Here is a 14,820-nt window from a genome sequence, read left to right as displayed (position 1 = left end):
GGCTCGCTGAACCTACTATTTACAGCGTCTGCACTCGTCTTACTCGATAGGTTAACTTCTAGATTTGGTACTACTTTGGTTAAGAGGGTTATCATGAGCAAACCTACCTCCTCACAGTCTACCCGCATGTCCTATAGCAACCTACCATCTCCGCAGCCGAGATCTAAAAATTGCGAGATGAAAACTACATTTGCGACTCATACTAATCAATCTACCCTAAAAAGTCTTGATGAGCATAGTTTTGCAAGCCGGCTCAAAGGTAAGCAAGGCATCGCTCGGATTCTTAAAGCAGCGTCCTATTCGACAGATGGGTTTAAGGCTGCTTATCAAAATGAAGCTGCTTTTCGCCAAGTTGTTTGGTTAAATTCAATACTGTTTGTTGGGATTGTTTTCATCCCTTTTACACTCAGTATTAAAATGACATTGGTATTCGCCTCATTTCTATCCCTAATTACAGAGCTTATTAATACGGGTATTGAAGCCAGTATTGACCATACTTCAACAGAACAGCATCCTCTTGCCAAAATAGCTAAAGATGTTGGGTCTGCTGCTCAGTTTCTTGCCTTATTGTTATTATTCATTTTATGGGCAATGGCTATGTCTACCTTAGCTCACATGTTTTAGCTCTTTTATAACTTAATGGATGTTAATGACGGATACAGAAGTGGTATGAATTTAACTAATAAGTCCAATCAGTACCTATGGTTCAAGCTTTTTTGCTTGACCATCATTGCCACATTGACGTTTGAGCATAGCCAATTCGACGTTATGATAAGTAAGATTTTTTATAGCGATGGACATTGGCTTTTAGAAAAAGGAGCTCAACCTTACGCTTTTATATTCTATAACTTACCAAAGCTGCTGTTGATTGTTTTTGCTATTTACCTTTTAGTTGTATTGGTCATTAAGAGTGGCTATTTAAAACACATCGCGTTTGTATTTAATAGAAGAGGTTTTAATAGAAAAGACTTAAATAAACCCAAGTTTCTGACTCAATTAAATAAATTTTTTCTGAATTTATCAAAAAGTGAAATAAGCTACTTATTATTAATTATTGCTATTGCGCCAGCCTCAATTGCAGTGCTAAAAAGTGTAACCCATGTGAGTTGCCCTAATCATTTAGTATTGTTTGGTGGCAACTATCCTTATCTAAGTATTTGGGAAAATATACAGGCTCAAATACCCTCAAAATGCTTCCCTGCAGCTCATGCAAGTACTGGATTTGCCTTGTATGGTATGGTATTTATACCCAAGCTCTGCCAGTACCGTTATAAATTATTTACAATAATAACCATAATTGGATGGACTTTAGGAGCGTATAAAATGTTATTTGGCGATCATTTTTTTAGTCACACGTTAGTATCTATGCTGTTATCCCTAACCATCGCTAGTGTCATGGCTGGCTTATTTTTTAATCGATAAAAAGTACCTTAAACCATCAGATTTCAGTCTATTAAATAACTCAACCCGCAGTATTTCTTTATTTAGGATCAGGAGGTTTAGACTTAAGCGTTTAATACTTTTTGACGGTAAAAGCCGCAGTCTATAGATTAGATTGCGGCTTTTGTCATTGCCTAATAATTAAAGTGAATTAATTTAGACATAAACATGGGTTACACTAAGCCATCTATCTTATTGCTTTTTTTGTTCAATCGCCTACTTATTATTATGATTGACTGGGCGACGTATGAAACATAGTTAAACCCTTTAGTCTGAGAGCAACAGAAGGTAGAATTAGCATAGACAATGCATAACTAGCTGAATGATATCAATAAATAGGTTATATAAACGGTCAGGGTGTTCATAGTGGTTATCATAAACTTGTTTGCTTCACATATTTAATAGTCATTATGCGGGCTATTAAATATATATAATCCTAATACGTTTAATTCTTCTATCACAAAATCAGGGCTTGTTCTCACTGGAATTATAAGAACAAGCCCTCGTTTTGCAGTGATAGAAGTCTATGAGTTAGGATGAATTAATTTTGCCATAAAATAAGTGTAAAAAAGGCGATATAAAAAAGCAAGGTATACAAGATATTAAAGGTAAGTTATTCAATAGGATAGAAATAGCGGGCTTTTATGAACGAAGTTTAAAGTATTTAATGCATTGTCTTAGTGTCTAAAAATAATTTAAAACAAATAATATAAAGGATTGAAAATGAAAAATAAACATTCTCTAAGTAACGATCGTCTTAAAAATATAATAAATATTGCACAGGGATATGTCAGTAATGATAAAAACTTAGTAGAGGACTTTATCTCCGTATATTATCAAAATTTAGCACCACGGATAGCTGAAAAAGTATCAGATATAGATTTAGCGGGAATAGCGTTGCATCATTTTGTCTTATTAAAGTCTTATCAAGACAATCAGCCTGAGATTTGCTTATTTAATCCAAATGTCGAAGAGGAGCATTTCCATAGCCGTCATACGGTATTGCAACTGGTCGCTTATAATAGACCTTTTCTGGTAGAGACTTTATCAATGTGCATTGATGAACTTGGGCTAGATGTGCATTGGATTCATAACAACATCATAGATGTTGATCGAGATGATCAAGGCGAGATTGTTTCTATTAAAGATGTACAAGATAGTGATACCCGCTATTTATCAGTCGTGCATTGTGAGATTGAGAATACTGATAGCAAGACAATGGAGGCTTTAGGAGAGCTATTAAAAGACAAAATATCAACTCTGGATACCATAGTTGGGGATTGGCAAGCCATGCGTAATAAGCTTAGCCATGTCAAAGATGAGTTAGACAAAAACCCTATTCCGGAGCTGTACCATAGTGCTGAGGAACTTAAGGCCTTCTTACAGTGGATTTTAGATGATCATTTTATATTTCTAGGGTTTAAAGAGTACCGTCTTGAAGGCGTTGAGTATTTACCAAAGCTAGATAATGATTTTGATACCGCTCTGTCTCCTGACGCTGCACAAAGGATAGATCTTATCGCCGTCGGCAATAGTGGTTTGGGGCTGTTAAACGGAGACACTGAAGACAAACGCTCAAAAAGCTTCTCTCAGCTACCCGATAGTTTAAAGGTACTGATGACCGTACCTCGTGTTGTATTGTTATCAAAATCGAGTCATCTGTCTCCAATTCACCGTCCAGTTTATATGGATTTTTTGGGTATTCATAAATATGATGAGTCGGGACAGTTAATTGGTGAATACCGTTTTGTTGGTTTATTAACCTCACAAGCTTATCAATCAAGTGTGCAACAGATTCCTTTATTGCGTGAAAAATGCAAAAAAATTATGGAAATGGCAGATTTCCCATTAAATGGTTATAACTACCGTAAATACATGCACATCATTAATACCTTGCCTCGAGATGACTTGTTTCAGGCAAGTACTGATGAGCTATATACCATTGTCACAGGCATAGCTCAGATTAAAGATAAAAAACGCTTGAGTTTGTTCTGCCGTGTGGACCATTATCAGCGCTTTGTGTCATGTTTGGTATATATTCCAAGTGACAAATTCAATACCGGAATGCGCCTGAAAATGCAACAAGCTTTGATTGATGCGTTTAACGGTTACTCAGCGAGGTTTACTACCGAATTTGATGAGTCTTATCATGCTCGGGTGCATGTACATGTGCGTACTGAACCAGGCAGAATTAATGCTGTAGATCTAGATCAGTTAGAAGATGAACTTAACGGGCTAATGGACGATTGGTCAGATCAGTATCAGCAGGTCATGGTGGAGACGCTTGGCGAAAAACAAGCCAATAGTTTACTGAAGCGTTATTTACAGAGTATTCCAGCCGCTTATAAAGAAACATTTGATGCCCGTACAGGCGCTACTGATATAAAAAGGCTGGCAAGACTCAGCAGCGATAATCCAATGATATGGAAAATCTATCAGTCTACAGGTGATGAGAAAAATCAGTTGCACCTGAAATTATATGGCTTAAATCATCCTGCCATCTTATCGAATATATTACCCATTTTAGAAGACTTTGGTGTGTCTGTTATCTCAGCTCAGACCTATGAGTTTGATGTGGCTGATCAACCGACTTGGTTGCAAGAATATGAGTTAACCCTTCGTCATGCTCAAACTATCAATTTAAAAGTGGTGCGTGAGCAGTTTGAGGACAGCTTGGCACAAATTTGGGCAGGTCGAGTTGAAAGTGATCCGCTTAACGAGTTGGTATTGGCTACCCGCTTAGATACTCATGAAGTTGTGGTTCTAAGAGCACTTATGCGTTATATTTTACAAGCGAAAGCGCCGTTTTCGAGCCATTATATTCAGCAAACTTTGGTTAAAAATGGCGATGTCGCAGTCATGCTGGCTAATCTGTTCGATGCGCGTATGAATCCTGAATATAGCGATAGCGAACGTGAGTCTAAAACCAATGATTACCAAGTACAACTGCTAACCGCTTTGTCAAAAGTTGAAAGCTTGGATGAAGATAGGATTTTGCGGTGGTATTTGGATTTGATCAATGCCATGTTGCGTACTAACTTCTATCAGCGTGATGCAGAAGGGAATCGTAAAGATAGACTGTCATTTAAGTTTGCGGCCAGTAGGATACCCAATCTGCCCAAGCCAAAACCTATGTTTGAAATCTTTGTTTACTCTCCACGTGTTGAAGCGATACATCTGCGTGGTGGCAAAGTAGCAAGGGGCGGACTGCGTTGGTCAGATCGAATGGAGGATTTTCGTACGGAAGTCTTGGGCTTAGTGAAAGCTCAAATGGTTAAAAATGCGGTTATTGTACCGGTTGGTTCTAAAGGTGGTTTCATTGTTAAACAAAAGACACCAGCAGATGGTAGAGATGTTTTTCAAAAAGAAGGGATAGCCTGTTATCAGACTTTTTTAAGAGGAATGCTAGACATCACTGATAACCTAGTCGACGGTAAGGTAGTGCCTCCGAATAATACGGTGCGCCATGATGAGGATGACCCTTATTTGGTGGTAGCAGCGGATAAAGGTACGGCGAGCTTCTCTGATGTGGCTAATGCAGTAGCAGCTGAATATGGGTTTTGGTTAGATGATGCCTTTGCTTCAGGTGGTTCAGTCGGTTATGACCATAAAGCGATGGGTATTACTGCGCGCGGTGCTTGGGAGTCGGTTAAGCGTCATTTTAGAATGCTGCAACGTGACATTCAACATAAAGATGATTTTACCGTTGTCGGCATTGGTGATATGAGTGGTGATGTGTTTGGTAATGGTATGCTACTTTCTAAGTTTACTAAACTGCAAGCCGCCTTTAATCACCTGCATATTTTTATTGATCCCAATCCAGATTTAGAAAGCTCGTATGCAGAGCGTGAGCGTTTGTTTAACTTGCCCCGATCTACTTGGGATGATTACGATAAGTCCCTCATTAGCGAAGGTGGTGGCGTTTTTTCTCGTCAAGATAAATCTATTCATATCTCGGCAGAGATGAAGTCTGCCTTTGGCATTGAAGACGATACCCTGACGCCAAATGAGCTGATAAACAAGCTGCTGAAAGCCCCAGTGGATTTGATTTGGAACGGAGGTATTGGCACATACGTTAAAAGTAGTGAAGAGAGCCATGCTGATGTGGGCGACCGAGCCAATGATGCCGTTAGGGTTAATGGTAAAGACATTCGAGCCAAAGTATTTGGGGAAGGGGGTAACTTAGGCTGTACCCAGCAAGGCCGTATTGAATATGCCCTATATGGGGGTCCAGAACAAAAAGGTGGGCAACTGTATACGGATGCTATTGACAACTCAGGTGGTGTTAATTGCTCAGATCATGAAGTGAATATAAAAATCTTATTGGGCAAGGTAGTTGAACAAGGTGATATGACCACCAAGCAGCGCAATGAGTTATTAAAAAGTATGACGGATGAGGTGGGAGACTTAGTCTTACGTCAAAATTATCTGCAGCCGCAGGCTATAGAGCTTAGCCATTTAAATGCTATGGATAATCTAACCGATCATAAGCGCATCATTAACTATTTAGAATCCGAAGGCCGTTTGGATAGAGCCATTGAGTTTTTGCCTACTGATGAGGTCATTGAGCAGCGCAGACGAACGGGAACTGGCATGACCCGTCCAGAGCTGTCAGTGATATTAGCGTATGGCAAAATGTGGGTTTATGATCAATTGTTAGCATCAGACTTGCCAAATGATCCCTATTTTGTCAATGAGCTACGTAAATATTTCCCAGATGAGTTAGCAAATCGCTTTTTTGAAGAGATGACCCGTCACCGTTTACACCGTGAAATCATCAGTACCTATTTGACCAATAGTGTGGTTAACCGTCTGGGTATCGAAGCGATTTTCCGCTTATTTGAAGAAACCAATCAGTCCATTGCGACCATTATTAGAGCGTATGCGATTGCTAGGGACATTTTCCAAGTCACTCACAGCTGGAAAACGCTTGAAACACTGGATAATCAGGTTGATGCCATTACCTTACTAGAGCTTGAAAATAGAATCAGAGATGTCTTAGAGCAAGGCATCGTCTGGTTAATTAATGCTTATGGTAGTGACTTAGAGGTTGCAAATACGGTGGAACGCTTCAAAAAAGGCGTAGAGGAATTAACTCAGCCTCAAGGCATCATTGCTACCCAGTTTGATGCAAATCTAGAAGATGATATTGCAGATCTGAACTCGGTAGGCCTAGATCAAAGTGATTCTCAGACATTTGCCATCTTACCGTATGCCATAGATGCATTAGATACCGTGTTATTGGCAGAGAAATATGACCGCACAATTGATGACATTGCTAAGCTTTACTTTGAGGTATATCAGAACCTGCATATCGACTGGTTATTGTCTCAAGTTGAACAGCTTCCTCAGCAAGATCATTGGGATAGACGCGCTCGTTATGCCCTATTAAATGAACTAACCCGTAGTCTAAGACAAATGATGACCAAGTTGCTGTCGCAAGAAGCGCCTGAGCAAGCGTTACAACAGTGGCAAAATGCTCATAAGCAATCTATTGAGAGTATGGCTACCGAGATGGATAATCTTGATGGTGCCACTGTTAGCTTATCTGCCTTATCCGTCATGATTAGTGAGATTAATAAGTTGATTGGAGAGTAGCTGGCTGTTTGTTAGATTATGTAGCTAATCCTGCCATCCGCTACTATCTTGGTTTGCAAAGGGCGAACCGCTACGCTTTAACCCGTTCCTGCTTCGCGATAACGGTTTAAAGCAAGCGTATCAGCCCTTTGCTTTACCAAGTATATCCGCTACTGTCAGGGCTAAACCGCTCTATCTTTTCACGTGTAAGTCATTATTAGAATGTGGAATATTAAACTGAAGGTAAAAATAGGCTTGGGGATGAGTTTTCGGTAAAATCCCCCTTTGAAAAAAGGGAGACTTGCAACCCTTTTCAGTATTTTCCAATTGAGCAGCTAAAAGTACTGTTGATAATTCAGTTATTAATATTGCCGGCTATTAAGTTGAGGTTGAGGTATAAAGTTATGTTTCCACAGCATAACACCCTGCACCGCTAATCTGACTGTGCCCACCCGATATTTTCTCGACTTTAATTTGAGTGAGTATTCGCTCTTTTAAACTCTGTACATGTGAGATGACCCCAATCAATTTGCCTTCTGCTTGCAGATTGGTCAAAGTATCAAGGGCAATATCAAGCGAGTCCTCATCAAGCGTCCCAAACCCTTCATCCAAAAATAATGAGTCCACACTGATATTTTGACTCGCCATTTTGGACAATCCAAGCGCCAACGCCAAACTAATAATAAATCCTTCACCGCCCGACAAATTCTTGGTACTACGAATCTCGCCACCTTGATAGTCATCAATGACATTTAGCTCTAATGGATTCTCTTCATCACGGGTAAGCAGGTAACGGTCACTCATCTTTTTAAGCTGGGTATTGGCGTTACTGACCATGATTTGGAAGGTCAAACCTTGCGCAAAGGTGCGATATTTTTTGCCATCAGCCGACCCAATGAGCTCGCGTAAATTACGCCAAACCGCAAATGATTGTTGTTGAGATTTAATTGCCTCAAGTTGTGCCTGTTGATTGGCTTTATTGGCTTCATTGTCTTTCAGCTTTTGTTCAAGTGCGCCAATTTGTTTATTAAGCTCTGATATCTCGTCCTCTATTGCTGACAGTTTGGTTGTGAGCGTCGCTTTAACGGTTTCATTACCGTCATAGTCTTTAACCAACGGATTAGCGAGTTTTTCTACTAGTTGCTTTTTGCTATCCTCAAGTCTATGTTGAGCAATTTTTAAATCACTGTCTATCTGTTGTTGTTGTCTGGCTAATGCCTCACGAGTCTCACGCTCCAACATGGCATCTTTAAACTCACTTTCATCATCAAAGTTATTATCTTTTAACAATCCTTCAAACACAGTTTGTTGCTGTACTAACTTTTCACTGGTTTCTGTTATTACCTTATCCAGTTTTAATACCTGTTGTTTAAGTTGTTCGATACGCTGTTGGTTATTAATAAATGATTCTCTCACCTTAGATAGCGTTAGTCTTGCACTATCCATTGCCAAACGCAGGCGTTTATCAATGGCGTCTATGTCGGCAACTACATAAGCAGGAGCTTCTTCGTTGCTGTCTTTAACAATACCGTCAACATCCTCAACACTGGGCACCTTAATATTAAGCTCACTAACCATCTTCTGATAGTGCGTTTGTCTGTTGTCTTGTAGTGTTGTTAGCTGAGCTTGCAAATCATTAATAGCAGTAGATAAAGAATCCCATTCACTTTGCAACTGTTCAAGCTGATTTACTAAGCCTTTGATTTTGGTAGCACTATTGCTGATTTCACTATTAAGCGATTGGCTAAGTTCTCGCTGTTGTCCATAGTCCTTTTGAAGTTGTTGCATCCCTCTACAATAGTTGCGCAGAGTTTCTATATACGTTTCAGACTCAAGTGTGGTTAGAACCTGTTTATTGGTTATAGAGTCACATAATTTATTAAGCCCTGTATCAAGGGTCGTCCATTTATCCTTATCATCAAATTTATAGGAACTAGCTAAATGGCGTATAGACTGAACCAAACGCTCAATCTCTGTAAAATTACTCTCGATATAAGCGTCATCACTGGCAACTTGTTGTTGACTCAGTTTAATCTTAGTTTCGATATCATTTATTTCTTGCAAAGCAGAGTGGGCGTTATCTTGCAAAGCTTTAAGTGCCGTTTCACCTTGGCTAATCTCCTGCATTAACCTATCGTTATCATCAAGTAAGGTATTCAGGTAATCCTTTTGCGATGCTAAGTCTTGCATAACCTCTTGCAACAGCGTCATTAAATCATTAGAAGTCGCCTTTATGTTTTCTAACGCTTCATTGGAAACATCATGAGCTGGGTTGTTAAAATTAGCGCTTAAAGTCTTTTGCGATTCATTGAGTTGCGTCACTAATGAATAGTTATCAAAACTCTCTACAAGCTTAGGGCTAACGGTATTTAATAGTTGTTTAAAGGTCGCTATCTGTGATGAATTATTAACGACTAAATTTGATGCTTGGGCTAACTGATCACTTAACTGTTTTTGATAACCGTTCAGCTCATTTTTCGAAGTTGCCAAATTAATTTTATCTTCAGCAATAAGCCTCTCGATATCCTTAATCTCAATGGATAATTCACCTAAACGGTTTTTAAGTTCAGCAATGGGAGAGGGCTTATCCAAACCATCCTGTGACGTGTCTTTTAACAACGGATGATTGCTCGCATAAGGATGCTCAAGAGATCCACACAGTGGGCAAGGCTCATCGTGTTGCAACAAATCAATAAAATCTTCAAGCTTAGCGACTTGTTGCAATAGCTCTAAATTGGTCTTTTTATCCTCATACTCGGTATTCAGTCTATCTAGCGTTTGTTCATTCGTCTCAATACGCTGCTGAAACTTATCAATCTTGGATTGACTACTCGGTAGCAAAGAAAGAGACGCTTGCACTTGTGAGGTAAGCTCACCTATCTGACTAAATTGCGCCCGCATATCACTAAGCTGTTTGCTACTTTGGTCGATATGGTTTAGTTGATGACGTAGCGATTGTAGAGTTTGCCCTTGCAGTAAGTTACGATGTTGCGCCTTTAAAGAGTCAACCTCTTGTTTTTTACTTTCAATTTGAGCATCCGCTTGTTGCTGGCTACTCTTGAGCGTTTCAAGTTTCTGCGTTAATTGTGCAAAGTTACTTAACGCATGACTTCTATTTGATGCCTTATCCGCATTATTGCTTAACAAGCTTTTAATCTGCTTCCCAAGCTGATGAAATGACTCAATATGGCTGACCAGTTGTTCATGATGCGAGCGAGTAGCAAGATAGTCGTTTGCTTTATATAGCTGAGTCTTCAATTGCGCTTGATCAACTTTAGACGTATTTAAAGAAGTGTTTAACGTATCAATATTGGTGGTTAATGTTTTATGGCGAGTCCGTTGGTCATCCAAACGCTGTTGAAACTGCAAAATTTGACCATTGATTCCCCTTATGTCAGCAATCAAAGGTTGTGCTTTTTCATACTGATCGGATGCCGTTTGCTCGGCTGATATGGCATAGTCTAAATCAACTTTATTTTGGCTAAGCTGACTTTCAGCCTTCGTCAAGTCCTGCTTACATTGATGCTGGTCTGTTTTTACGCTGTCCAATTGCTGACGATAGATCACTAATTGATTAAAGTCATTGCTAATTTCAAGCGCCTTGTTTGCCTTATCCAAACGCTCGGCATCCGCAGTAAATCCCAACTTCGCTTGCTCAGCATTAAGCACATCCTGCTGATACTGTTTTTGCTTACCATGTAAATCCGCAACCGCATCCAGCCACTTAATTTGCGCCTCAAACCCTGCCTGCGTGGCTTTCTTAGTATCAAGTTCATCACTCAAAGTGCCAATCGTCTCTCGGTACTCTGCTTCGGTATCAGCATCCAACAGCGACAAACTATTAGCTACTGCTTGCATCCGCTCCAACTCTTCTTTCTCGATACGAAACTTCTCATGCACGTTTTTAGAGATATCGGCATAAATCTGTGTACCGGTAATCTTCTCCAAAATATCGGCACGTTCATCTGCTTTTGCTTTTAAAAAAGCTGAAAAACTACCCTGCGCTAGCAGAATAGAGCGGGTAAACTGCGAAAAATCCATCGACGTCAGTTCAATAATTTTCTTTTTTGTCAGCGAAGATTTTTCCTCAAGCACCTTATCGCCCGCACTCGGGTTATCGATATTTACCTCGGCGATCTCATGCGTCGCACTCTGCAAATTCCCATCAGACTTGCCATACGCTCGGCGTTGACCCCAACGGCATCGGTACTGTGCCCCGTTCAACTCAATCACCACTTCGGCATAACATTCACCAGTCTGCCGTGTCATCACATCATTGGTTGAGGTAATCTCACCAAGGCGAGGCGTCGCTCCATACAGCGCTAAACAAATAGCGTCCAAAATGGTCGTCTTACCTGCACCCGTCTGCCCCGTAATGGCAAAAATCCCTTCATTCACAAACGCCGAATCGCTAAAGTCGATACGCCATTCGCCCTTCAAGGAGTTTAGGTTTTTAAGTCGCAGTTCAATTAAGCGCATGATGTCATCTTAGAATTAATATTTGAAATAAGAAGTTAAAAGGGTGCTTTGAAGTAATCAGGATTGGTAGCTAATCTCGCTTTCCGTTACTATCTGCACGTTTGAGTGAGGCGAGTGGCTAAGGTTTGACGTGTCGCCTGCTTCGCGCGCCACGCCAAAACCAAGCCATCACAACTCACTCAACCGTACAGTATATCCGCTTCAATCGAGGCTAAACCGCTCCTCTGATGAAAGGTTAACGTTTCATAAAGAGAAATATTCTAAAACTCATGTAGTGTATCAATTATTTTTTTTGAATATAACTTGAAAGTTATTAAATTAGACCTATATAAATAGAACCACACATAGAATAAGGGGTTTGTAAGATGAGTATCAAAGATACTATTAGTTCTGCTGGTCGTAATCGACATACTATACTAATTACTGCTAAAGAAAAGGATGGTTCTATAGAAACAAGAGAGGCAGAGCCTTATAGCTACAGAGTCACAGCTGGTACGGAGAAATTCTTCTGCTATGATATTAATAAAGGCGGAACTAGGAATCTTTTTGTATCTAACATAATTTCAGTTCAGGAAACAGATAATACATTTACCCCTCGTTGGGAAATAGAAGTATAACTAATAACTAAGGATAATTTCATGACTAAATCTACAATGGACTTACGAAGTATTGCAAGTGCAGGAGGTAGCATTAGGATTTCATCAACAAAATCCACTATGGATTTGCGTAGTATTGCAAGTGCACTTAATAATAACGCCAAACTAATCATTAAAGATGCTGGAAAAAAATCCACTATGGATTTACGCAGTATAGCGTCTGCTAAACCAGGACAAGTAATATTTGAATTTGAATAAATATATTTTGCCAGTGTAGGGTGGGTTAGCGAAGCGTAACCCACCCAATAAATATGACAAATGCAGTCTTTTAATAAATATATGGTGGGTTACGTTTTATCTACACCTCTTTGAGGTTTGAAAAATCTAACCCACCCTACAGAGACTACAATTACAAAGTATCTCCATGTATATAACGGCTTATTTTTAGGATATCGTTGTTTATCTGTTTTATAACTTCTAACCTTTCAATTGTCGTTTCTTCAAAAAGTTTAGAATACTCAACTGCTTCATATTTGCTAAGATTGTCAGCATCTTCGGGATCACTTACCAAGTCACTGTGAAAATATATATAATCCTCAATATCATGTATTTTTTTCGCCGTTTTAGTTTTAAAATTATCTACTTTTTCGTGAAGGTTTGGCGTAATGTATACAGCTTTATTCCCTATATAAGCAATTATTTTTTGAAATTTTCTGAAGGTTAGTAAGTCCCTGTTATCAATGTTTTTAAACTCAATTTGGTTCGTATCATAAGGGATTGGTACTTCGTACTCCAACTTCAACTTATTAAGTTCTTTATAAACTTCTATTTTAAATTCAAATAAGCGTTGGTACGTTTCTTGTGATATTTGATGAAAATGTTCGTCTTTAACTAATATCTTTTCGTGCTCCTGCTTCAATTTGTCCATTTGCTTTTGCAGTTCTGCCGTGTCATGTCTTGCAACTGTGTCGATACTTGCTTGCTCATTACGGGCTATGCGTTCTATATATATCTTACCCAAAAAGCCTGCTAATCCAATCAATAGTGTATTGCCGGCAAGCGTGCCTAGGAGCTGTTGCCAAAAGATATCCATAAATGACCTTAATTTAAAAGAATGTATTATCGACAGTAGGTTGGGATTTTAGCCCAGCCTACGAACTTAATCCACATCTACTAAATCACTTTCTGACTTTCTTTGATTAAAATCTAAGTTAATATCATTACCCAAGTTTGCATTCTTATGTTATTGCTGGTGATATTAAAATTGATCGGGCAAACGATATTTTCTGGCTTTGCGCTCGCCACTGGCGATTAATAAATCTTGCTGAACTAAAGCGTTTAGGTAGCGTCTGACGGTAGAGGCGGATTTGCGTATCAAGATTTGAGCGTCACTATTACTAATACTCGAATGAGTCTGTAAGAATTCGCTAATCAACAAATAAGCTTGTTGTTCATTGTCAGTCAGCTTACATAATTTATCGCTCACTATATCAACTTTATCGCCCATTTCGCTATCTTTATCGCTCAAATCATCATTCTTATCGCTCATTTCTACCGATTTATCGCTCACATCAGTGGTTTTGGCGTTATCAGGATTATAGCTAACGTCTTTGTCAGTACCCTCATTGATATAGGCATTGACCATATTCAAAATAGCATCAAGCATAAACTCAATGAAAACAGTGGCGTTATTGGCTTTATCTGCGAGCCCTAGTGCTCTATAATATTGTGCTTGGTTTTCATAGACAATCGTCTCTACAGGTAACCATGCAAACACAGGGTTTTGCAGACTTAATAATACGGTTTGCCACAACCTACCCATGCGCCCATTTCCATCACTAAAGGGGTGTATGACTTCAATTTCATAGTGCATAACCGCACTTTTTATTAAGATAGGCGTGTCGTCGGTTTTTGCCCAGTTAAATAAATCCGTCATGAGCTTAGGGACAAACTGTGGGCGTGCTCCCATATGGATAAGGTTGCCTGAACTGTCATAGATGCCAATATCGCTTTGTCGCCATTCCCCTGAATAATCTGCCAAGCCCTTTGTCATCATCCCATGTGCGGTTAAAAAATCATTGATGTTATAAGGGTCAAATTTTAAGATTTGCTCATACGCATCATAGGCGTTTTTAACCTCTTGAATTTCTCTAGGGTTGCCAAGCACCCGTTTACCGTTGATAATATCAGTCACTTGCGTTAGGGTTAATGAGTTATTTTCTATGGCTAATGACGACTGAATAGAACGCAGGCGATTGTCTTTTCTTAGGTGCAGTTGCCTTTGATAGGCTACTTCTAATCGTCCTATCTGTTGTGAGATTAGCACGATTTGATTAGGGTCTGTTGAACATTCAAATGTGGAACTGTCGGAGGCGATTTTTTAGGCAATATGCAGGGAAATTTTTGACGCTTAGTCATTCTAAGTTAGAAAATTTCGCAATATATTGACAAAAAATAGCCTTGCCCCGCAGGGCTGATGCTAAAATCGCCCCAAACGTTGTTATAAACCTAGCTAAGGTCTAGACATTATCGTCGGTTTACGCCTAGTTTGGAACAATTTTAGCTATCAGCAGTCCTAATATTTGAATGTTCAACAGCCCCTAAACATGGTATTAGTGAGAATAAAGGGCGGTTTCATAGCATATCCAAATTTTACAACCTGTATTTATGTTTATATTGGAAGGGGCTTTATAAGATAAACCATCAGGGTGTTATTTACGAGTTAAGA

The 14,820-nt window shown here is 39.4% G+C and carries 8 protein-coding genes; 5 read left to right on the top strand and 3 right to left on the bottom strand.

All coding sequences use genetic code 11. From position 1 onward, the window contains the following. The first annotated feature begins 177 nt into the window (after positions 1-177). The 3 genes from AC2SLN_RS04795 (at position 178) to AC2SLN_RS04785 (ending at position 7,038) form a co-directional block, all read left to right on the top strand. Positions 178-624 carry a diacylglycerol kinase gene (locus AC2SLN_RS04795; protein WP_486548571.1) on the top strand — a complete coding sequence of 149 codons (447 nt, stop codon included), beginning with the start codon at positions 178-180 and terminating at the stop codon, positions 622-624. A 45-nt stretch (positions 625-669) separates the two neighbouring features. Next, positions 670-1,422: a PAP2 family lipid A phosphatase gene (locus tag AC2SLN_RS04790; RefSeq protein WP_495057365.1), complete on the top strand. Its 753-nt coding sequence runs from the start codon at positions 670-672 to the stop codon at positions 1,420-1,422. A gap of 741 nt (positions 1,423-2,163) precedes the next feature. Next, positions 2,164-7,038 carry an NAD-glutamate dehydrogenase gene (locus AC2SLN_RS04785; protein WP_486548430.1) on the top strand — a complete coding sequence of 1,625 codons (4,875 nt, stop codon included), beginning with the start codon at positions 2,164-2,166 and terminating at the stop codon, positions 7,036-7,038. Positions 7,039-7,419: 381 nt separating this feature from the next. On the opposite strand, the gene AC2SLN_RS04780 is transcribed toward AC2SLN_RS04785, so the two are convergent. Continuing rightward, positions 7,420-11,496 carry an AAA family ATPase gene (locus tag AC2SLN_RS04780; protein ID WP_486548429.1) on the bottom strand — a complete coding sequence of 1,359 codons (4,077 nt, stop codon included), beginning with the start codon at positions 11,494-11,496 and terminating at the stop codon, positions 7,420-7,422. A 365-nt stretch (positions 11,497-11,861) separates the two neighbouring features. Between AC2SLN_RS04780 and AC2SLN_RS04775 the strand changes: the two genes are divergently transcribed. Both AC2SLN_RS04775 and AC2SLN_RS04770 read left to right on the top strand, forming a co-directional pair. Then, positions 11,862-12,113, top strand: a complete 252-nt coding sequence (locus tag AC2SLN_RS04775) for a hypothetical protein (protein WP_486548428.1) — start codon at positions 11,862-11,864, stop codon at positions 12,111-12,113. A gap of 21 nt (positions 12,114-12,134) precedes the next feature. Further along, positions 12,135-12,350, top strand: a complete 216-nt coding sequence (locus tag AC2SLN_RS04770; protein WP_486548427.1) for a hypothetical protein — start codon at positions 12,135-12,137, stop codon at positions 12,348-12,350. 151 nt (positions 12,351-12,501) lie between these two features. Here the strand turns inward: AC2SLN_RS04770 and AC2SLN_RS04765 are convergent, their stop codons facing one another. Both AC2SLN_RS04765 and AC2SLN_RS04760 read right to left on the bottom strand, forming a co-directional pair. Continuing rightward, complete coding sequence (locus AC2SLN_RS04765; protein WP_486548426.1) at positions 12,502-13,185, bottom strand: hypothetical protein; 684 nt, start codon at positions 13,183-13,185, stop codon at positions 12,502-12,504. A 165-nt stretch (positions 13,186-13,350) separates the two neighbouring features. After that, positions 13,351-14,418: a Fic family protein gene (locus AC2SLN_RS04760; RefSeq protein ID WP_486548425.1), complete on the bottom strand. Its 1,068-nt coding sequence runs from the start codon at positions 14,416-14,418 to the stop codon at positions 13,351-13,353. Positions 14,419-14,820 lie beyond the last annotated feature (402 nt).

The sequence above is a fragment of the Psychrobacter sp. CX90 genome (assembly GCF_057396305.2).
This window is presented reverse-complemented; position numbering and strand designations above follow the sequence as displayed.